The 21536-nt window shown below is 28.2% G+C and carries 20 protein-coding genes; 14 read left to right on the top strand and 6 right to left on the bottom strand.

Annotation, left to right across the window (positions count from 1 at the left end; translation table 11 throughout):
* The first annotated feature begins 111 nt into the window (after window positions 1-111).
* From ACRCYC_RS09265 to ACRCYC_RS09255, 3 genes are all read left to right on the top strand, one after another.
* Window positions 112-777, top strand: coding sequence for an aquaporin (locus tag ACRCYC_RS09265; RefSeq protein WP_438618839.1), 666 nt, complete (start codon window positions 112-114; stop codon window positions 775-777).
* A gap of 420 nt (window positions 778-1197) precedes the next feature.
* Window positions 1198-1626, top strand: coding sequence for an HIT family protein (locus ACRCYC_RS09260; RefSeq protein WP_438618838.1), 429 nt, complete (start codon window positions 1198-1200; stop codon window positions 1624-1626).
* Between the two features lie 149 nt (window positions 1627-1775).
* Entirely contained in the window at window positions 1776-3014 is a 1239-nt protein-coding gene (locus ACRCYC_RS09255; protein WP_438618837.1) for a S41 family peptidase, read from the top strand.
* 124 nt (window positions 3015-3138) lie between these two features.
* Here ACRCYC_RS09255 and ACRCYC_RS09250 read toward each other — a convergent pair whose 3' ends face one another.
* The 4 genes from ACRCYC_RS09250 to yedE all read right to left on the bottom strand — a co-directional run bounded on the left by ACRCYC_RS09250 (window position 3139) and on the right by yedE (window position 5199).
* On the bottom strand, window positions 3139-3480 hold the full coding sequence (locus ACRCYC_RS09250) for an SdpI family protein (RefSeq protein WP_438618836.1): 342 nt from the start codon (window positions 3478-3480) through the stop codon (window positions 3139-3141).
* A 187-nt stretch (window positions 3481-3667) separates the two neighbouring features.
* Window positions 3668-3940 (bottom strand): DUF3343 domain-containing protein, encoded by a 273-nt coding sequence (locus ACRCYC_RS09245; protein ID WP_438618835.1) that lies wholly within the window; start codon window positions 3938-3940, stop codon window positions 3668-3670.
* On the bottom strand, window positions 3909-4127 hold the full coding sequence (locus tag ACRCYC_RS09240) for a sulfurtransferase TusA family protein (protein WP_438618834.1): 219 nt from the start codon (window positions 4125-4127) through the stop codon (window positions 3909-3911). Before ACRCYC_RS09240 ends, ACRCYC_RS09245 begins: the two co-directional genes overlap by 32 nt.
* The gene (gene yedE / locus ACRCYC_RS09235) at window positions 4111-5199 is read right to left on the bottom strand and encodes a YedE family putative selenium transporter (RefSeq protein ID WP_438618833.1); all 1089 of its coding nucleotides are present in this window, start codon (window positions 5197-5199) and stop codon (window positions 4111-4113) included. The genes ACRCYC_RS09240 and yedE overlap by 17 nt, the downstream gene beginning before the upstream one ends.
* 217 nt (window positions 5200-5416) lie before the next feature.
* Here yedE and ACRCYC_RS09230 point away from each other — a divergent pair, with 217 nt between their 5' ends.
* Together ACRCYC_RS09230 and ACRCYC_RS09225 are read left to right on the top strand one after the other, a co-directional pair.
* Window positions 5417-6571, top strand: a complete 1155-nt coding sequence (locus ACRCYC_RS09230) for an aminotransferase class V-fold PLP-dependent enzyme (protein ID WP_438618831.1) — start codon at window positions 5417-5419, stop codon at window positions 6569-6571.
* Between the two features lie 128 nt (window positions 6572-6699).
* A complete protein-coding gene (locus ACRCYC_RS09225; protein ID WP_438618830.1) occupies window positions 6700-8802 on the top strand; it encodes a hypothetical protein in 2103 nt (700 codons plus the stop codon).
* A 709-nt stretch (window positions 8803-9511) separates the two neighbouring features.
* Here the strand turns inward: ACRCYC_RS09225 and ACRCYC_RS09220 are convergent.
* Window positions 9512-9604, bottom strand: a complete 93-nt coding sequence (locus ACRCYC_RS09220) for a YvrJ family protein (RefSeq protein ID WP_438618905.1) — start codon at window positions 9602-9604, stop codon at window positions 9512-9514.
* Between the two features lie 338 nt (window positions 9605-9942).
* On the opposite strand from ACRCYC_RS09220, the gene ACRCYC_RS09215 reads away from it, so the two are divergent.
* The 9 genes from ACRCYC_RS09215 (at window position 9943) to ACRCYC_RS09175 (ending at window position 20728) form a co-directional block, all read left to right on the top strand.
* Window positions 9943-14298, top strand: a complete 4356-nt coding sequence (locus ACRCYC_RS09215; protein ID WP_438618829.1) for an NPCBM/NEW2 domain-containing protein — start codon at window positions 9943-9945, stop codon at window positions 14296-14298.
* A gap of 63 nt (window positions 14299-14361) precedes the next feature.
* Complete coding sequence (locus ACRCYC_RS09210; RefSeq protein WP_438618828.1) at window positions 14362-14937, top strand: hypothetical protein; 576 nt, start codon at window positions 14362-14364, stop codon at window positions 14935-14937.
* Window positions 14938-15165: 228 nt separating this feature from the next.
* A complete protein-coding gene (locus tag ACRCYC_RS09205; protein ID WP_438618827.1) occupies window positions 15166-16176 on the top strand; it encodes a LacI family DNA-binding transcriptional regulator in 1011 nt (336 codons plus the stop codon).
* A 179-nt stretch (window positions 16177-16355) separates the two neighbouring features.
* A complete protein-coding gene (locus tag ACRCYC_RS09200) occupies window positions 16356-17201 on the top strand; it encodes an MIP/aquaporin family protein (RefSeq protein ID WP_438618826.1) in 846 nt (281 codons plus the stop codon).
* 85 nt (window positions 17202-17286) lie between these two features.
* Entirely contained in the window at window positions 17287-18201 is a 915-nt protein-coding gene (gene rbsK, locus ACRCYC_RS09195) for a ribokinase (protein WP_438618825.1), read from the top strand.
* A gap of 18 nt (window positions 18202-18219) precedes the next feature.
* Window positions 18220-18615 (top strand): D-ribose pyranase, encoded by a 396-nt coding sequence (gene rbsD / locus ACRCYC_RS09190; protein WP_438618824.1) that lies wholly within the window; start codon window positions 18220-18222, stop codon window positions 18613-18615.
* 214 nt (window positions 18616-18829) lie between these two features.
* Window positions 18830-19204 carry a GntR family transcriptional regulator gene (locus ACRCYC_RS09185; RefSeq protein ID WP_094369153.1) on the top strand — a complete coding sequence of 125 codons (375 nt, stop codon included), beginning with the start codon at window positions 18830-18832 and terminating at the stop codon, window positions 19202-19204.
* 3 nt (window positions 19205-19207) lie between these two features.
* Window positions 19208-20068 (top strand): ABC transporter ATP-binding protein, encoded by an 861-nt coding sequence (locus tag ACRCYC_RS09180; RefSeq protein WP_438618822.1) that lies wholly within the window; start codon window positions 19208-19210, stop codon window positions 20066-20068.
* A 3-nt stretch (window positions 20069-20071) separates the two neighbouring features.
* The gene (locus ACRCYC_RS09175) at window positions 20072-20728 is read left to right on the top strand and encodes an ABC-2 transporter permease (RefSeq protein WP_438618821.1); all 657 of its coding nucleotides are present in this window, start codon (window positions 20072-20074) and stop codon (window positions 20726-20728) included.
* Between the two features lie 194 nt (window positions 20729-20922).
* Here ACRCYC_RS09175 and ACRCYC_RS09170 read toward each other — a convergent pair.
* Window positions 20923-21536: HAD family hydrolase (locus tag ACRCYC_RS09170; protein ID WP_438618820.1), on the bottom strand; the 614-nt coding region annotated here is incomplete at its 5' end.

The raw sequence follows: 21536 nt of genomic DNA, 5'->3' as shown, positions 1-21536 counted from the left end.
ATATTTAAGGGGGTTATATATTTAAAATGGGGTAAAATACTAGGATTGACAATAAAAAGTAATTCATAATAGTATTGTTTCTTAAATAATATAGAAAAGGAGATATATGATATGACGAAAAAAGGAATAGCTGAATTTATAGGAACATTTGTATTGGTTTTATTTGGAACAGGAACAGCAGTTTTAGGTGGAGGAATGGATGGAGTTGGCATTTTAGGTATTGCAATGGCATTTGGATTATCTATAGTAGCAATGGCATATAGTATAGGAACAATTTCAGGGTGTCATGTGAATCCAGCTGTATCTATAGCCATGTTTTTAAATAAAAGAATAAATTCTAAAGAACTTATGGTTTATTTAATTGGGCAGATATTAGGTGCTATTGCAGGAACATTTATTTTAATGGTATTTTTAAAGAGTTCTAATATGAGTATAGAAAATTTAGGTCAAAATGGATTTGGAAGTTTATCGTTAACAGGAGCATTTTTAGTTGAAGCAATTTTAACATTTGTATTTGTATTAGTTATATTAGTTGTTACAGGTAAAAATGGGAATTCGAATTTTGCAGGTTTAGTAATAGGATTTACTTTAGTATTAGTTCATTTATTAGGAGTTCCTTTAACAGGAACATCTGTAAATCCGGCTCGTAGTATAGGACCAGCTATATTTGTAGGTGGAGAAGCCATGAGACAATTGTGGTTATTTATATTAGCACCAGTTGTTGGTGGTGTGGTAGCTGCAATTATATCAAAAAATATTTTAGATAGTGAAAAATAGGAATTAAAACCTAACGCCGATAAGTTATTAGCGTTAGGTTGATTAATTTAAATATAAATTATCGTGAAAACGTTTACAAAAAAGTGTTGATAATGGTTTGAAAAGATGATATTATGAGAGAAGAAATAGCAATTGTTATTTCACATAAGAAAAGATTTGTTTATTTTATTGTTTTTGATGAAGTGTATATATCGATGTAACTCCTATTTTAAGCTGATTAACTAACTTATGTGGCTGATTACCACAGAACTGATATTAGCAGTACGGACTCTAGTATCAAAGAAATAACACCTTTTGGGTGTTATTTTTTTGATTATAAAAATAAATCTATAGGGAAATGATGCGTTTTAGTATACACTTTTAAAAATAAATTATGCTACACTCATGGTAAGAACTATTATTAAAAATGGGGGTATTGTGGTGGAGAATATAGATTGTGTATTTTGTAAAATAATAAAAAAAGAAGAGCCTGCTCATATTGTTTATGAAGATGAATTTTTATGTTGTTTTTTAGATATAGATCCTATTAATGAAGGACATGTATTGATAGCGCCTAAGAAACATTGTAATTCTATAGATGAAATAGATAACGAGATTTTATTTAGGGTTATGGAAGTGTCTAAGCACATATATAAAGCTATAAAGAAAGTATATAATTGTGATGGTTATACTATGATGCAAAATGGTGGGGAATTTGCAGATTTTGGTCATTATCATATGCATATTTTTCCAAGGTATATAGATGATGAGTTTGGATGGAAATGTAGGGAGATTATTAATGCTAGTAGTTTGGAATTTGTTAAGGATGTACTTAAATCTGAACTTGAGTTTTATAAAGTTAATTGCTAGGTTGTGAATTAATTAGATATCCTATAGAATGGGGAGGCATTGCTATAATACGATTTAAATATGATAAATACTTTACTAGTGTTTCAATTTATACATCAAATAGTACTTATTAAATGATTGAGTTAGGTAGTTTGGAGAGGGGATATAGCTTGGAAAATTTAACTATTAGTGAAAGAATTTATGGGATATCTTTACTGTGGAAAGAGGCTGAATATAATTTTGCACATTGGGATAAAGTTGAAAATTTAAATTGGGATGAAATATATAAACAATATCTAGAACTAGTTATAGATACTGAAGATTATATAGATTATTATAAACTATTAAAGAGCATGTATGCATTATTAAAGGATGGTCATACATTTGTAAAATTAAATTGTGAGGATTATATATTTGCACCTAAGATTGCATTAGATAATATAGGAGAAGATATATTTATAAAAAATAACTTTGGGGACACAAGTATACCTGTAGGAAGTAAGCTTATAGAAATTAATAGTTTGAGTACTAAAAAATATTTGAGAAAATATATTTTTCCATATATAGCATCATCAACTAATCATTATTTATGGACGGTGGGTGCTAAGGAACTATTATTTGATTATAATAATAACCCTGTAACAATAAAGATATTAACACCAAATAATATAACTAGTATTATCAATTTAGATAGATTTAAACTTAATAAAGATGATCTATATATTATTGAAGATAAGAGTTTATATAGTATTGAGTTTGAAAAAATTAGAAATAAAATTGAATATATAAAGATAAATACGTTTATGGATAAAAGTATTGTAGAAAGTTTTAGACAGCGAATAGAATCCATAGATTGGTGTAATGGATTAATAATAGATATAAGAAAAAATAGAGGTGGAAATTCTGATATAGCAATGGAAATAGTGAGGATTTTATCGGAAAAACCTTTTAGAGAATCAAAATGGAAAAGTCCAAAACATATAGCTGCACTGAAGTCTTGGAATAATCAATCAGACAATTGGGAAGAAGGAGATTTTGATGTAATAAATCCCATAGATTGTAAGAAACATAAGGTACCGATAGTTATATTAATAGGAAATTTAACTTTTTCAGCAGCTGAAGATTTTCTTATAGGTCTAGATTCGGCTAATGTAGGAATTTTTATAGGAGAAAAAACGGCAGGTAGTTCAGGAAATTCTGTATATGTAAACTTACCTGGGGGAATCTATGGTCAAGTATGTTCAATGGTAGATTTATATCCAGATAATAGAGAATTTGTAGGTTATGGGATCAATCCTCATATAAATATTAGTAAAACTATAGATGATATTTTGAAAATAAAGGATTTAGCACTTTGTAAGGCTATTGAATATATAGAATCAAATGAAGTTACTATGAGTAATAAATAAAGTGGTTGGTGGGAGTTTGAGGTTATATAGCATCTTCCTTCACTAGAGCCTAAAGGGCAGGCTTTAACGTTTCGTCAGATTGCTATATAACTTCAAACTTTTGTATGTATAAAAAATAAAAATATTAATTATGGACACCTCTATGTTTATTAAACTTATGTAGATGAATTTCAGTTAAAACTATAGGTCCAAATAAAATTAATATTTCTGCTATGTAATAAACTGCATTTGGAAGTTTTAAATTCATTATGTTAGTTAAGACAATGAAACTAATAGAAAATATTAAAGATAGTGTGCAAGTCTTGTAAATATAAGTATTTGCTTCTTCCCAAGTTTCTTTGTCTTTCATGGCAGAACGAAATTTATATCCTGCATGGATATTAGGATATTGTTTATAGTCATCATGTAGGTACTTACAAACTGCACCTATAAAATACATAATTATACCCAATAAAATTATTACCATTTTCCATTTACCCCCCTGTAATTAGATTGATAATATAATAATTGTGAACTTAATTATATTATAGTCCATGTCAAAAGATTTACAAATTAAAAATAGTTACATTAATAAACTCAAAATTAATATTAAAAATGCCATTAAAATTCACTTGATTGAATTTTAATGGCATTTTATTAATAATATTTAAAAATTAATTATCAAAATCTTTGTATAAACAATATGTATCGGAGTTTATAAAATAAATTTTTTCTATATCATCAATATAAAGTTCATCTATATTTCCTGTGTAAGAAAAACTAACACCTATACCACAGTTAGAACTTAGTTTTCGAGGAACAGGGCAAGATTCATTTGTTATATGGATTTTAGTTAAAAATCTAGAAAATTTTATAGCACCCGAGTGAGTGAAAAATGTAGCAAAATAACTCATATTATTTATCACATCCGATGATGAATTCATCATCAATTTCTTTTATGTAAACTTTGTATCCTGAATTTTCCATGAATCTTTTAATATTTTGACATGCAGCCTGGTTATCGACGAAAACCTCTATACCGCTTGGGTTTTCTTCTAGTCCTTTTTTAGACATAAGAACAGGTTGAGGGCATGAAAATCCTCTAGCATCTATTTTTTTAACCAAAATTAACATCTCCTTTTAACTTATTTTTATTATTTTTTTCAGATTTACAACTATAATATGATATTAAACCTAATATTATAAAGCATACAATAACTGCTATTTGTCCATTTGGAGTAGGGCCTTTTGGAGAAGAAGCTAATTTGAAGTTGTGACAAAAAGCTGCGCCTACAAGCATACCTAATATTGTTATTACAGAATCAATATTACCTTCACCAGATAAAACTAATTGTCTCATAGGGCATCCACCTAATAATACAGAACCCCATCCTGCGACTACCATGCCTAAAAAGTTCCATAAACCATTTGTATGAGCTACTGGTTGATTAATAAAACTTGGCTTGAAAAATCCAAATATTAAGTTTCCTACAAATGCAGCTACAAGCATAGCTAAAAATCCTAATAAAAGATAAGAATCTTTAAATAAAAACAAGTCTCTAAAGCCACCAACCATACATAATCTAGTTTTTTGGCATACAACACCAACCACAAGTCCTACTGCTAAAGCAATAATTACTGGTGCATGTTGAGATCCAGGTCCTTTTATTGAAAATAATAGTAAAGAAGATGATGATATTAGTAAGACAAGCAATATAACATTTATTGCAGGGAATAAGAAACCTTCAAGTTTGGTTTGTTTATAATTTCTTTTAAGCGAGAAGCCTTTTTGTAGACAGAATATTCCTATACCTATACCAGCCACAAAGCCAACTATACCAAATATAGCATTTAAATCTCCACCAGCTAATCTAAGTACCATTCTAGTAGGGCAACCTAAAAACATTAATGCGCCTACCATTATCATAAAACCTAGGCAAAATCTTATAAATATTGACGAACCACCACGAGATTTAAATTCACGACTTGATGAGGATAAGATAAACGCACCTAAGACTATTCCGATTATTTCGGGCCTTATATATTGAACTACTTCAGCGTTATGAAGACCAAGAGAACCTGCAATGTCTCTTATAAAACAAGCTATACATATACCCATATTTTTTGGATTTCCTAAAAATACAGATATTACAGAAATGAATCCGATTATAGCACCTCCAATAATGATATTTCTTTTTTCTTTCATTAAAAAACCCCCTTATATAAAATTTAAAAAATCAAAATATTCCCTGAAATGACTTTTTCTCCTAAAGTATAACATTAGAAAATGTCAAATAATGTCATATAATGTAGTATATATAAATTTGATAGAAGTGGTATGACCTATAGAAAAAAACGATTTAAGTTTAAGTCAGGTAAATGATATATTAAGTAGAGCATAACTTTTTATAGGAGGATGAAAATTGAGAGTATATTGTGATAATGGAGCAACATCATATCCAAAAGCGCCTTTGATGGCAGAAGTAATAGCAGATTATATAAATAATATAGGCTGTAATGTAAATAGAGGAGCATATTCAACTTCCTATGAAGCTGAGAATATTGTTTATGAAACAAGAGAATTGCTATGTGAGTTATTTAATTTTAACAAACCTGAAAACGTTGTTTTCACACCTAATATTACTAATAGTTTAAATGTAGTTATTAAGGGATTATTAAAAGAAAAGGATCATATTATAGTTTCTTCTATGGAACATAATGCAGTTATGAGACCATTAAATTCTTTAAAATACAAAAACATAACTTTTACAAAGGTTATGTGTAATAACTTAGGAGAGATTAACTTAGAAGATGTAGAAAATGCAATCAAAGATAATACTAAAGCTATAATTATAAATCATGCATCAAATGTATGTGGAACCATTTTACCTATAAAAGAAATAGGGGCTTTATGTAAAAAGCATGATAAAATTTTTATAGTAGATAGTGCTCAAACTAGTGGAGTAATTGATATAGACATGGAAAAATGTAATATAGATATACTTTGCTTTACAGGGCATAAAGGATTATTAGGACCTCAGGGGATAGGTGGATTTTTGATAAAAGATAAATTGGTATCAAAAGTTGATTCACTAATACAAGGTGGAACGGGTAGTTTATCAGAAGATGAAATTCAACCTAGTTATATGCCTGATAAGTATGAAAGTGGTACTTCGAATATTATTGGGATATATGGACTTAATAGAGCTCTAAAATATATAAAAGAGGTTGGCATTTCTAATATACATAAAAAAGAAATGGAACTTACAAAAAAATTTATAGATGGAATAAAAAGTATTGATGAAAATTTAATAGTTGGGAAAATGGATACGGACAATAGGTCTAGTGTGGTTTCTCTTGATTTTAAAGAACTTGATAATGGGATAATTTGTTATGAACTTGATAAAAAATATTGCATATCTACTAGAAGCGGACTTCATTGCGCTCCTTCTGCTCATAAAACTTTAAAAACATTTCCTAATGGTACAGTTAGGTTTAGTTTTGGATATTTTAATACTGAAAAGGAAGTTGATTATGTTATTGATTGCATAAATAAAATCTATAATTACCATTGTTAACATAGAAAATAATTATCAAATCAAAAAAATTCTATCAAGACAGATTCTTTAATATACCTAATATGTTTGATATTAGGTTTTAATATTAGCAATTCAACACAATTTATTATCATACTGGGAGGATAAAAATGAAATATTTAAAAAGGGGTTATGTTTTTTTTATAGCATTAATGTTAAGTTCTATATTATTAACAGGTTGTAATTTATTTGGAAATAAAGAAGAAGATAAAAGTGTTAGTAGCAATGAAAAAAAAGTAATGAAAAATGATAAAAAAGATAATTTAAAAGAAGTTAAAGAAACACCTAAAAAAGAAGATGAAAAACAAGTAGAGAGTGAAAATGAAATTTCTAAACATAAGAAAACTGTAAGTAGTAATATACATAAAAATGAGATTATAGTTAAAAATGAAGTTTCAGAAAAAAAATATGACGTACATAGGGTAAATAAAAAATACAATGATAGCAAAAATGAAGAAAGCAAACCGAGTGAAGTAAAAAAAATTAATTATATAAAGCATGAAGAAAGTAAACCAAGCGAAGTAAAAAAGGTTAATGATAGCAAAAATGAAGAAATTAAATCAAGTGAAGCAGTTAAAGTAAAAGAAGAAGGCAAAAGCAAAGAAGAAAGCAAACCAAGTCAAGCAGTTGAAGTAAAAGAAGAAGATAAAAGCAAAGAAAAAAGTAAACCAAGTGAAGCAGTTGAAGTAAAAGAAGAAGATAAAAGCAAAGAAGAAAGTAAACCAAGTGAAGCAGTTGAAGTAAAAGAAGAAGATAAAAGCAAAGAAGAAATCAAACCAAATGAAGAAGTTGAAGTAAAAGAACAGGACAAAAACAAAGAAGAAAGTAAACCAAGTGAAGAGGTTGAAGTAAAAGAAGAAGATAAAAATAAAGAAGAGAGTAAACCAAGTGAAGAAGTTGAAGTAAAAGAAGAAGATAAAAATAAAGAAGAAAGTAAACCAAATGAAGAAGTTGAAGTAAAAGAAGAAGATAAAAATAAAGAAGAAAGTAAACCAAGTGAAGAAGTTGAAGTAAAAGAAGAAGGCAAAAGCAAAGAAGAAATCAAACCAAATGAAGAGGTTGAAGTAAAAGAAGAAGATAAAAATAAAGAAGAAATCAAACCAAATGAAGAGGTTGAAGTAAAAGAAGAAGATAAGAGTAAAGAAGAAAGTAAACCAAGTGAAGAAGTTGAAGTAAAAGAAGAAGATAAAAACAAAGAAGAAATCAAACCTATTGAAGAGGTTGTTAATATAGAGGATGCATATTTAAGAAAGGCTATTAACAAAGCTTTAGGAAGAGATGTTAATTCTTTAGATAATATTACTGTAAATGATATGGAAAATATAACTAAAATTGATAGTGGTTTTTTAGAATTACACACAGATGAAAAAGGAGAGCCTAAAAGAGGAATTAAAAGTTTATCAGGATTGGAATATGCTAAAAACCTTAAGACTCTTCAAATAAGTATGAATAATGTAAATGATTTAACGCCAATAAAAGATTTAACAAATTTAGAATTTTTAGAAGTATACAGAAATGAGATAAGTGATTTAACACCATTAAGAAATCTTAAAAATTTAGAGCATTTAGACATATATAATAATGCAGGAATAGTTAATTTAGAGCCTATTTCTAAACTTAATAAAATAAACTTTATTGATATGCATTATTGTAACAGACGTACTTCTAGAGTAACTTTTGAAGATTTAGGAAGTCTTACAAATTTAGAATTTTTAAGTATTGATGATAACTTTGTTGATAATCTTGGTTTTGTAAAAAATCTAAAAAAATTAAGTACTTTTAGTTGTAACAATAATTATGTAACTGATTTAACTAATATACAAGGGTTAGCTAGTGATTCTTTTGAAGACTGGTCAGGGGATAAATTCTTTAATATGTATGGACAAAGACTTAAAGAAGATATTAAGGTACAAGCTCCAAGTGAAGGAATTGTTTATAAAATGAAATGCCCAGTTACTGGAGTTGATAAATATGTGGAAAAAATTTATAAAACTTATGATATAAGTGAAGGACTTCCAGCGATAATTTCTACTGATGAAAATGAAAACATATCTTTTAAATACAATAAAGATACTAATGAGTTAGAGTTAACAGTAGGTAAAAATAATACTTCTAAAAAAATTAATACTAAATTTAACGCAGTATTAGAATATGGTATGTATAGTGTAACAATAACTTTTGATATAACTCAAGATGGAGCAAATATAATGTAAATATTTATAATGAAAATTAAAAATTATGTATTTTAAAGGACTATAAATTTAAATTTATAGTCCTTTTTTAGTATTGATTATATTAGTTTTTATAAGTAATGTTAAATCAAGTATAAAATATATATAGGCATTGAGCTAAAGCGGATTTTTAGTTGATATGGAGTTTGAGGTTATATATATAGTATGCTAAACTTATATAAGTATAATTTGAATTTATAAAAGGGGAGATTTTTATTAAGAAAGTTTTAATTTTGGTTGGTGTATTAGCGGTTGTATTATTAGGTAATGCTTTTGTACAAAATGAAGAGAAAAATAGAATAGCTATTATTGAAAAAGAGGAAGATGTTATTAGAACTTATTTAAATGATAAAACAGAGGATATTGTATCAAGTGAGGGGAAGAAGTGTTTTAGTGCTTTTGATATTTTGGGAGCAAGAAAAGATAAAGTTTATCTTTGGGTTTTGAAATATAATGAAAGTGGTGGAGCTGGATCTATGCCTGTGGTTTTGAATGTTGAGAACAAGGGTGGTAAATTTATTGTTGTTTCACATGAGATACCAAGGGATGGAGATTATTTTGATGATGACATAGAGAGACTTTTTCCTATTAGATTAAGAAATAAGGCTTTTGGAATGGATAGAGAGTATGGTATTAGGATTGAGAATTTAGAAAAGCAGATAGAAAAAATGAGGAGAACTGCGTGTTCTCCTCATTTTTTTATTGATATTATGTTTTTGCTAAGCTCGTTTATACTTTCTGTTAGGCTTTGTAGTTTTCCTTCTATTCTTATCAGTAGGTACATACTGATGGCTATTGGAAATCCTACGTTGGCTATTAGAGATTGCATTTCTGAGTTCATAAGGTTGCTCCTTTCAATGGGTTTGGGTGGGGGAGTTTGAGGTTATATAGCATCTTCCTTCACTAAAGCCTGAAATGCGTGGCTTTAACGTTTCGTCAGATTACTATATAACCTCAAACTCCTTTTGTAAAAGTTTAGTTTAGTAGATAGTAGCATAATTAATAGAATATTTATAATGAAGTGTTTTGAGAAAGTTATAAAGTTTTAATTATAAAAGACGATTTATAGAGTGCTACATTAAATCAAATAAAAAATACTAAAGAGTAAATTGGAGGGAATTTATGAAGAAAAAAATAGCATCGATAATAGCTATGTCTGTAATAGCCACAAATAGCATACCAGCTGTAAATGTTTTCGCAAATGAGGTTGTAAAGGAAAAAGCAGTAGCTATAGAAAATCAAGTTTCTAAAAATATGACTGTTAATGATTTTAAAATAAAAAATAATCCTAATTTTAATAAGTATAATGAATTGTATAAAGTTGGGGTGAAATCTATAACAAATAATGGTGGTAATTATTCAAGTTCTCAAATAAATAAGGCGATAGATGGAAATTTAAATACACATTGGGAAACAGGAAAACCTAATAGTGATATATTTAAAAATGAGGTTGTGTTTGAATTTGATGATATGGCTCAAATAAACAGACTTGCTTATGCTACAAGACAAGATAGTGCTAAAGGCAAGGGATACCCTACTAGTGCAGAGATATATGTTTCGAGTGAAGATAAAGGAGATAACTTTGAACTAGCAGGTAAAGTCAATAAAAGTAAAGTTACAGGTGATATGGTTGAATTTAAATTCGATACTGTAAATGCAAAGAGAGTTAAATTTGTTTTTACAGAGGCAAACCAAAATTGGGCAAGTGGTTCAGAGTTTTGGTTCTATAAAGAAGATAAAATACTAGATAAGATGGAAAAGTTATTTACAGATAGTAATATGAATATTGTAAGTGAAGAGTTTAATTCTTTAGATAAAATTAAGTTATTAGAAGAGGAGTGTAAGAATCATCCTCTATATAATGATTTTAAAGAAAATTTAGAAAATGCAAAAACTATAGTAACACAAGGTAAAATAGAATCATCAATAGCAACTACTAAGATATTTAATTTCCTAGATAATGAAGAGTATATTAAACAATTTAGAATACCTTATAGTAATATTAAGAATATAAGTAATAATGCTGGTCATTATGGGTCACAGAACATAGAAAAAGCAATAGATAAGGATGTAAGCACTTACTGGGAAACTAATAAAAGTAACACTGGAAATTGGAGTAATGAAATAACAGTTGAATTTGTAAAACCTATAACTATAGATAAGATTGTTTACGGAGCAAGACAAAGTGATACAAAAGGATTTATAGAAGAGTTTGAAATTTATGGATCAAATACTAGTAAGGGTGATACGTTCCAATTAGTATCTACAGGAAAAGCAAATAGAGATAAGGGATTAGTTGAAGTTAAATTTAAGCCTACAACATTTAAAAGAATAAAATTAAAAGCAGTTAAAGGTAATCAAAATTGGGCTACATTAAATGAGATAATGTTCTTTAAACAAGATGAATTAACAGATAAACTTAACAGTATATTTACAGATAAAACACAATCAGAGTTAAATAAAGAGTATAACTCAAAGGAAGCTATAGATAATTTAGATAAGCAAGTTAAGCTACATCCACTTAAAGCAGATTTAAGTAAGGTAATTGATAGAGCTCGTAAGGTGTTAGATAATAAGTTTGAAGGTAGTGTGCTTAAAATGACTTTACCTCAAAACGGTAACGTTCAAGGTCATTGCAGAAATGATTTATTAATGTCTTCTTTTGGAACTGATTTTATATCTACAGGTGTATTAGCTAAACCAGGAGAGGTTATAGAAGTTTATGTAGATGCAGATAGTTCTAAACCATTACCACAAATAATGTTTACTCAAGCACAAGGGCATTATGGTAATTGGCAACGTAAGTACAATTTAAAGCCAGGTTATAATAAGTTTGAAGTGCCTACTATATATGATGAAAAATGGTCACATAAAACTAATAAAGGTGGAGCTATATATTTTATAAACCCATATACTTCACAACAACAAGGTAGGGCTCCTAAGATAATTTTAGAAGGTGGTCAAAAATTCCCATTATATAATCAAGGTGATGACGAACAAGCTTTCTTAAAAGAATTAAAAGATTATAGTGATTATGTTAAGGCTAATCCAAACACAGCAGTAGATATATTTGAATATAATTCGCCTAGAATATTATTTACAGGAAGAGCATCAGATGCTAATCAAGTTTATAATGTTGAAAAGGTAAATGTAGGTAAGTCAACTTTAGCTTGGAGTAAAGTTGTAGATGATATGTTGAAATTTGCAGGGTTAGAAGAAAACTCTAAAGACCCTAAACAAGATAGTACGGGTATAAGAACAGATATAAGAGTGATGCAACCTTATGGGGGAGCTTATGCAGCAGGAGACCATATAGGTATACAATACCCTATAGCAGATGATTTTTTAAGAACGGATAAACGTAGTATGGATGGTATACGTTGGGGTACAGTTCACGAACTTGGACATCAGTTAGACATTATACCTAGAACTTGGGTAGAAGTAACTAATAACATGTGGTCTAATGAAGAGTATATTAAGGCTGGAATTAAAGATAATGTTAATTATAGTCCTATTTATGACAGAGTTAGTTCTGATGTTGATACTAATTATAAATATGAAGATTTTGACTTATTTGCTAGACTTGGAATGTTTTGGCAATTAAGATTAGCTAAAGATGACTTCTGGCAAAGTTTAGAGAGAATGTATAGAGAAAGAAAACCTAAAGCTGAAACTTATCAAGATAAGTGTGATTTATTTGCAGAGTATTCAAGTGAATTAATAGGTGCAAATTTAACAGAGTACATAACTAGATATGGTATTACTTTATCTGATGAGTGCAAAGTTAAGTTAAATAAATATCCTAAGTTAGATAAAAAGATTTGGTATTTAAATAGTGATGCAGTGAATTATAATGGGAAGGGCTTTAATGATGATATTAAAGTAGATGTTAGTTCTAAACTAGATAAATCAGAAAAAACGAATACATTAAACTTTAATATAAATAAAGATAATAGTGATGATTTATTAGGATATGAAGTTAGTAAAGATGGAAAGGTTTTAGGATTTACTAAGTCAAACACATTTGTTGTTAAAAATGTAGATGCGAATGAAAATGCTAAGTATGATGTTGTAGCTTATGCAAAAGATCTTAGTAAAACTAAATCTACAAGTGTTAAAGCATTTAAACCTTTTATAAAAACAGGTGATGGGGTTACTTTAGGATTAAATGAAAAGTTTAACCCGCTAGATTATGTTAAAGCAACGGATTACGAAGGTAATAAATTAGATGATATTAAGGTTACAAGTAATGTAGATAATACTAAAAAAGGTAGTTATACAGTTACTTATGAAGTGAATTCTAATGATGCAGTTGCTACTAAAATAATGAATGTATATGTTGTTAGCAAGTATGATTATCTTTCTGACAAAGAGTGGAAAAGTGTAGAAACTCAATATGGAACTCCTAGACGTAATCAAAATATAAAAGGAAGAACTTTAGGAGAAGTTAAAAATTATGATAAAGGTATAGGCATACATGCTAATGGAAATGTTGTTTATGATTTAGGTGAACATAACTATGATAATTTTGAAGCTAAAGTTGGGGTAGATATGAATTTAGCACCACAAAATAATTCGAGTATAGGTTTTAAAGTTATAGGTGATGGAAAGATTTTACAAACAACAAAAGTATTAAAGCATGAAGATGATTTAGCATATATAAACGTTCCTATAAAAGGAGTTAAGGAACTTAAAATAGAGGTTAATAACGGAGGAAACGGTAATTCTTATGACCATGGTATAATAGTTGAACCAAAACTTACAACTAACAATTCTAAACCAACTTTAGAAATACCTAATTCTCAAAGTGTTAAGGTTGGAGAAACTTTAGAAAATATAGTAGGTGATTATAAATCTATAGATAGTGAAGATGGGGATTTAACTAATAAGGTTTTAGTAACTGGACAAGATAAAGTTGATTTTAATAAAGTAGGTAAATATCAATTAGTTTATAGTGTGGTAGATAGTGAGGATAATAAAGTAGAAAAAACTAGATCAATAAATGTAGTTAACATGGAAGACTTTAAGTATTTAAGTGATTATGAATGGAAATCAGCAAAGGCTGGTTGGGGAAGTGTTAAAAAAGATAAAGCTGAAAGTGATAATAAACTTAGACTTACAGATGAAAATGGAAAAGAAGTTGTATATGACAAAGGGATAGGTACACATGCAAATTCAACAATAGTTTATGATTTAGACGGTAAGAATTGTGATTTTTTCAGTTCATATGTTGGAGTTGATCGTGCAATGTATAATACAGTAGGAAGTGTAGAATTTGAAGTTTATTTAGATGGAACTAAAGTTTATGATAGTGGGTTAATGAATTCTAAGGATTCTCAAAAGTATGTAGAAGTAAATATTGCAGGAGCTAAGGAGTTAAAGTTAGTAGCTAAAGATGGTGGAAATGGAATAGGTTCTGACCATGCTACTTGGGGAGATGCAAAACTATATTATGTTAATGCTGATAAATTAAAGTGATTTTCATGTCTAAAACTGGTACTATTTAAATAAAAGACCGAATATTACACAGGGGGGAAGATAATGGTAATAATTAACTTAATGATAATAACATTATTTGTATGTAGTATTGTATTATTAAGTGGAGTAAAAATAATGTTTAAATCTAAGTATACTCAAATAATAATGTTTTTATTTGTAACGTATAATCCATTGTTAAATTTAATATACGGATATAAATTAGGATATACAGGTATTAGTAGTATAATAATATTTATTATATTGTTTCTATCAATATTTATTTGGGGATATAGAAAAAATAAATACACATACTCAATACATAATGTAAAACAAAATGATGTAATAAATATTATTGAGATGTATTTAGAAACAAAAAATATAAAATATGAAATAATAGAGAAAGACATATATTTACCAGAGTTTTATAAAACTATATTTGTTAATGGTTTAATAGAAACAAATATAGATTATAGAGATATAAAGGATATGAATTTTTATGATGAGTTAGTAGCGATAGTTCGAGTTGGAATTAAAGAAACAAAGCGAAGCAAAATTTCCATAGAGGGTATGTTTTATTTGGTTTTTGTTGGAATTTTATATTGGATTAGAACTGAATTTTTAGTTGGATTTATAAAATGATATATAATGAAACTAAAATGGATACTGACTTTAAATTATATATAGAAGGAAAAGGATGGGAAATAATATTTAAAGTATTTAAATATTAAGGTATAATAAAACTAATAGAATTACAAGAAAGGTAACAATAGTATTGAAAGTAATTTAGGCAAAATTTAAAATATGATAGATGAAGCTTTAAAAATGTAAATATCATCGTTAATTTCTAAGGAATTGAGGAAAGATAATATGAGTATAAAGGTAAAAGATATAGCTAGTAAATCAGGGGTATCTATAGCTACGGTTTCTAGATATTTAAACAAATCAGGCTATGTAAAACAAGAAACAAGGGAATTAATTAAAAATGTAATACAAGAAATAAAAGAACAAGACAAAACATATGAAAAAGAAAAAAATATTGCAGTAGTATTCCCAGATTTATCAAATATGTTCTTTACAGATGTGCTTAAAGGATTAACTGAAGAAGCTGATAAATTAAACTATAATGTATTTTCATTTGACAGCGGTGAAAGTATTGAAAAAGAAATGAAAATAATTGATGCATTAAAAGACTTTAATATATGTGGGTTAATAATTACAACAACTATAAAAAATAGAGAAACTACTAAAGAACATGTCCAAAATCTAAACTCTTTAGGTGTTCCTGTAATATTAATAGATAGAGATTTGATATTTTGTGATTTTGATGGGATATTTAGTGATAACAAAAAGGGAGCCTTTGATGGCGTTGATACATTAATAAGTGCAGGACACAAAGAAATCGCTGTAATAACAGGACCTTTAGGCTATGAAACTGCGGGGCTTAGATTAGAAGGATATAAGCAAGCACACAAGGTAAATAAATTAGAAATAAATGAAGACTATATCCATGAAGGCGATTATCAAATTGAATCAGGGTATAACCTTACAAAAAAAATAATAAACAACAATAAAGATGTAACTGCAATATTTAGTTGTAACAATATGATGACATTAGGTGTTATAAATGCATTAAATGAGATGGAAATAAAAATAGGACAAGATATATCATTATTAGGATTTGATGATTTAGAGTTTTTTACATATCTAGGATTAAATATTAGTGTTGTATCTAGACAAACTTCGGAAATGGGAAGAATAGCTTTTGAAGTTTTATCAAAGAAAATTTTAGAGGAAGAATCCTATACGACTCAAAACATAGTATTAAAGCCGAGTATTGTACTTAGAGGATCAGAAAAATTAATAAATGAAAATATATAAATAGAGGTTAAATAGCCTCTATTTTTTTGTGTGTAAAAAATATGAAATAAATATGTAAAAAATATGTAAAAACATATTGAAAAAATGAAAGAAATAGTATATTATATCAAATATAAAGAAATGGAAAACGATATCAAAAATGATTTAACAAAAAATAATTGTAAAGGATGATAAACAAAATGAGTGTATATGTAGCAGAATTTATAGGAGTAACAATGTTAATATTTTTTGGTTGTGGAGTTTTAGCAGGAAATTCATTAAAAACATCAGGCTCACACCAAGCAGGAAATGTAGCAATAAATATTGCCTGGGGATGTACAGTTGCAATGGTTATCTATTGTCTGGGAGATATAAGTGGAGCTCATATCAACCCAGCAGTTACAATTATGCAAGCAGTTAGAGGCAGTTTTGAATGGAGTTTAGTACCAGGATATATTTTAGCTCAAATAGCTGGTGGTATGTTTGGTGGTTTATTGGTATATCTTCAATTCATTGATCATTGGGAAAAAACAGATGACCAACAAGCTAAGTTGACTATATTTGCCACTGCACCAACTATAAGAAATAATGTATCGAATTTCTTTAGCGAGTACATAGTAACTTTTGGATTAGTATTTTGTATATTAGGACTAGATACAAATACATTTCCGAGTGGGTTAAAACCTTTAGCAGTTGGATGTTTAATATTTTTAGTAGGAACATCATTTGGTGGAGTAACAGGAGCTGCACTAAACCCAGCTAGAGATTTAGGACCACGTTTAGCTCATTTCTTATTACCAATACCAGGTAAAGGAAGTTCTGATTTTAAATATGCGTGGATACCTATAGTAGCACCTATAATGGGAGCAACTACTTCAGGATTAGTACATCTTGCTTTATATGATGGAGTTGTAGACTACAGACTTTACGCTATGTTAGTACTAACACTAGCTACATTTGTTGGTATAAAGTTAGCAAGTAAAAAAGAAAATGAAAACGAAAACGAAGAAATTATACATAGTGAATTAATAGATGAAATTGCATAATAAAAATTTATGAATATGTAAGATATATGTAAAAAATATGAAAATATATTACAAATCAAATGACAACAAATAAGGAGAGTTTAACATGAAAAAGATATGTGTAATAGGAAGCCTTAATATGGACTTAGTTGTAAATGTGGATGAAATGCCTAAGAAGGGCCAAACATTAATAGGAAGTAAGTTTAAAGAAATACCAGGTGGAAAAGGTGCAAACCAAGCGGTTGCAGCATCAAGACTTGGTGGAGATGTTTATATGATAGGTAAAGTTGGAAATGATGGATTTGGAGAAAGTTTATTAAAACAATTAAAAGCTGATAAAGTAAGAACTGATTATGTACAAATTGAAGAAGGTCCAAGTGGTGTAGCTCTTATAACTGTAGATAAGAATGCTGAAAACTCTATAGTAGTTTCTCCAGGAGCTAACTTTAAATTAGAAGAATCAGATATAGATAAATGTATAGATGCAATAAAAGAAAGTAGTATAGTTGTAATACAACTTGAAACACCAATAGATACTATAAAATATGCTTTAGAAAAATCAAAAGAATTAGGTAAGTTTACAATATTAAATCCAGCACCAGCTGTTAAGTTAAGTGATGATATTATTAAAAATGTAGATTTATTAACTCCAAATGAAACAGAGCTTGAGATATTAAGTGGAGTGAAAATAGAAAATGAAGATGATATAAAAAAGGCTGCGAGTGTAATGATAGAAAAAGGTGTAAAACAACTTATAGTTACATTAGGATCAAAGGGAAGTCTTTATTTAGATAAGGATAAAACAGAATTTAAAAAATCATACAAAGTAGAGGCTGTAGATACAACTGCTGCTGGAGATAGTTACACAGGAGCATTATCAGTAGCATTTTCTCAAGGTAAGGATATAGATGAAGCTATGGATTTTGCATCAAAGGTAGGGGCTTTATGTGTTACTAATGTAGGTGCACAAACATCAATACCAAGCTTATATGATATTGTAAATTATAGATTTGATAATTAATAATTAAGGAGATTTAATATGAAAAAGTCAGTTTTAATAAATAGCGAAATATCATCGGTAGTATCAAAGATGGGACATACAGATATGTTAACTATATGTGATAGTGGGCTTCCTATACCAAGGAATGTTGATAGAATAGATTTAGCATTAAAGCATGGGATACCAACGTTTTTAGATACATTAGATACTGTTCTTGAGGAGTTAAAGGTTGAAGAAGTTGTTATAGCTTGCGAGATGGAAGCGGTTAGTGGTAATTTATATAAAGAAATAGAAGATAGGTTTAAAGATGTGAAAATAACTAAAGTGGCACATGAAGATTTTAAGTCTATGACTAAAGATTCTATGGCTATAGTTAGAACTGGTGAGTTTACACCATATGCAAATATAATATTAAAGTCTGGAGTTGTTTTTTAAAAATTTATAAGGAATATGTGATGGATAAGGAGGAACTGGTTGTTCCTTCTTTTTGTTTTATATGTAAAGATGGTGTGCTTTGGAGTTTGAGGTTATATATGGGAAATTATTAGTTTAAATATAGTCTGCTATTTTTATGTCTTGACAATATGATATTAACTATCTACAATGTACTTATACGATAAGTACACTACATAACAGGAGGAGATGCTACGTGGAAATTATAATCAGTAGTAATACAAGTAAGCCAATCTACGAACAAATAACATCACAAATGAAAGCTATGATTATGAGTGGAGAGTTAAAAACAGGTGACCCAATCCCTTCTATGCGCTCACTTGCTAAAACAATTCATGTTAGTGTTATTACAGTTCAAAAGGCTTATGAAGACTTAACACGAGATGGTTTTATTGAAACTACTGTTGGAAGAGGAAGCTTTGTAGCTGCTCAGAATAAAGATTTTATACAAGAAGAGCAGCAAAAACAAGTTGAAGAGCATTTGATGATAGCGGCTGATATTGCTCGCACCAACGGCATTAAGTTAGAAAAAATAACAGAACTACTTAAAATATTTTATGAGGAGGATTAATAAATGGATTACGCTTTAAAAGTTGAAAAACTTTGTAAGGTTTATGAAAATACTAATTTCAAATTAGATAATGTTACTTTTAACATCCCTAAAGGCTCTATTTTGGGATTTGTAGGAAAAAATGGTGCTGGAAAAAGTAGTACAATCAATGCAATTTTAAATATTATTAAAAAGGATAGTGGAACAGTAAAATTTTTTGGTTGCGATATGACTGATGATGCCACTTCTATTAAAGAAGAGATTGGTGTTGTATTCGATACAGTTAATTTTCACGAAGATTTAACGGCTAAGAAGGTGGAAAAGGTTTTATCAGATGTATATACAAATTGGGATAAAGATTTATTTTTTTATTATCTTGAGAAATTTAAAATTCCGAGTGATAAAAAGATAAAAACATTCTCTCGTGGTATGACTATGAAATTTTCAATAAGTATTGCTCTTTCTCATAAAGCACGCTTTTTAATTTTAGATGAAGCTACAGCTGGTCTTGATCCGGTTATAAGAGAAGAAATTCTAGATACATTTTTAGATTTTGTGGAAGATGAGAATAACTCTATTTTAATATCATCTCATATATCTAGTGACCTTGAAAAAATTGCTGATTATATTGCGATTATTGATGATGGTAAAATTATTTTAACAGAAAGCAAAGATACTTTAATTTATGATTATGGGATTGCCCGTATGAAACGAAATGATTTTGATAAACTTCAAAAATCTGAATATATTTCTTACAGACAAAGAGGCTTACAGATTGAGGTTTTAATTTCGGATAAAATTAGTTTTTCCAAAAAATATCCAAATGTTACTTTAGATGTAACAAGTATTGATGAAATTTTACCACTTATTACAAAAGGAGAATAAAAAATGAAAGGTTTAATAAGAAATAATTTTTATTCAGTTGGAAGTGCTTTAAAATGGACTATAGCTTTTTGCATTGTTGTAAATTTTGCAGTCATAATTGCAGCGGGGAGAACTACCATCAATAATACTATTTTAACAATATTGATAATCGGGCAAACGATATCTTTTACGGGTTTGGCTGGAACTACCCTTGAAAAGGATAACGCTTCAAAGTGGAGTAAATATGAAAGAACTTTACCAGTAAAAATACGTGATATTATAATGGCAAGATATGTTTCTTTCATAATGTTTTCTGTTATAGGAATTTTGTTTGCCACACTTACTGTAGTATTATTGTCTATTATTTCAGCTCAACCAATTAACATGGAAAGAGTAGGCTATGGATACAGTTTTGGAATTACATATTCTCTTTTAGTTCCAGCACTGTTATATCCATTAGTATTAAAATTCGGAGCAGATAAAGTAAATACAATACTACTGACTTCTACGTTAATTACCGTATTTTTATTTAATAGTTCAAGTGCAATTTTAACACCATACCTTATTAATCTAGACAATGCAGATATGATTTATAGAATAGGTTGGATTGCTATTAGTGGGATAATGTTTATATCTTCTTATTTTATCTCTAATTCTATATATAAGGGAAAAGAATTTTAACTTATTATTAGCATACCATCATATCATGCAAAATAAGAAAATCCAATAAAATCTTGATAAAAATGTGCCTACCGATGTAACAGTTGATAGGCATATTTTTTATACCTAAAACTTTTATGTATGCATTTTTATTTAAATTTCATAAAAAGTGATAAACGAATTAATTTAAATACAAAAATTTAAGATGAAAAATATTACTTATTAGAAATAATGCTATTTAGATGTTTCGGTAAATCTGATAAATGGGAAATTATTATATTAGGTATAACTTCGCTAGATAATTCTTTATTACTAGGATTATTAAGCCATATTGTATTCATGCCAAGCTCTTGAGCCGGTTTGATATCAACATTTAAATTATCACCAATCATAATACATTCGTTAGGTAAAACATTCATTTTTTCAAGAGCATTTCTAAATATTTCTTTATCTGGTTTACCACATTTTAATGAATAACTAAATATAAAACAATCAATAAACTCAAATATCTCTGCTTTTTTAAAACACTCTTTCATTACTTCTTCATAATAACAGGTATTAGATATAACGCCTATTTTATATCCCATATCTTTTACTATCTTTAAAGTATGGTGAATGGTATTTTCAAAGCATACATTTTCTCTATATTCAGTATAAAACAAATTAATAGCCTCAATACATTCATTTAGATTTAGTTCAACGTTATATTTTTTTAAAAATAGATTTAAAAAATCTTCAATTGGATATTCTTTAAATGTAACCTTTCTATCTTTAATTTTATCCATCCAAACTTCAAAAAAATTTTCTTCTACATCTTTTAAATTTATAT

The organism is Paraclostridium sp., from assembly GCF_051657365.1.
Taxonomy (GTDB): Bacteria; Bacillota; Clostridia; order Peptostreptococcales; family Peptostreptococcaceae; genus Paraclostridium.
Note: the sequence above shows the minus strand (reverse complement) of the source record. Positions and strands in the feature narration are given on the sequence as shown.

Bases quoted from the DNA above. Each gene is read 5' to 3' on its own strand.
- ACRCYC_RS09180 (WP_438618822.1), top strand. From the start codon at position 19,208: ATGGATTACGCTTTAAAAGTTGAAAAACTTTGTAAGGTTTATGAAAAT.
- ACRCYC_RS09265 (WP_438618839.1), top strand. From the start codon at position 112: ATGACGAAAAAAGGAATAGCTGAATTTATAGGAACATTTGTATTGGTT.
- ACRCYC_RS09250 (WP_438618836.1), bottom strand. From the start codon at position 3,480: ATGGTAATAATTTTATTGGGTATAATTATGTATTTTATAGGTGCAGTT.
- ACRCYC_RS09245 (WP_438618835.1), bottom strand. From the start codon at position 3,940: ATGATGAATTCATCATCGGATGTGATAAATAATATGAGTTATTTTGCT.
- ACRCYC_RS09200 (WP_438618826.1), top strand. From the start codon at position 16,356: ATGAGTGTATATGTAGCAGAATTTATAGGAGTAACAATGTTAATATTT.
- ACRCYC_RS09210 (WP_438618828.1), top strand. From the start codon at position 14,362: ATGGTAATAATTAACTTAATGATAATAACATTATTTGTATGTAGTATT.
- ACRCYC_RS09240 (WP_438618834.1), bottom strand. From the start codon at position 4,127: ATGTTAATTTTGGTTAAAAAAATAGATGCTAGAGGATTTTCATGCCCT.
- ACRCYC_RS09205 (WP_438618827.1), top strand. From the start codon at position 15,166: ATGAGTATAAAGGTAAAAGATATAGCTAGTAAATCAGGGGTATCTATA.
- rbsK (WP_438618825.1), top strand. From the start codon at position 17,287: ATGAAAAAGATATGTGTAATAGGAAGCCTTAATATGGACTTAGTTGTA.
- ACRCYC_RS09220 (WP_438618905.1), bottom strand. From the start codon at position 9,604: ATGTACCTACTGATAAGAATAGAAGGAAAACTACAAAGCCTAACAGAA.
- ACRCYC_RS09175 (WP_438618821.1), top strand. From the start codon at position 20,072: ATGAAAGGTTTAATAAGAAATAATTTTTATTCAGTTGGAAGTGCTTTA.
- rbsD (WP_438618824.1), top strand. From the start codon at position 18,220: ATGAAAAAGTCAGTTTTAATAAATAGCGAAATATCATCGGTAGTATCA.
- ACRCYC_RS09225 (WP_438618830.1), top strand. From the start codon at position 6,700: ATGAAATATTTAAAAAGGGGTTATGTTTTTTTTATAGCATTAATGTTA.
- yedE (WP_438618833.1), bottom strand. From the start codon at position 5,199: ATGAAAGAAAAAAGAAATATCATTATTGGAGGTGCTATAATCGGATTC.
- ACRCYC_RS09215 (WP_438618829.1), top strand. From the start codon at position 9,943: ATGAAGAAAAAAATAGCATCGATAATAGCTATGTCTGTAATAGCCACA.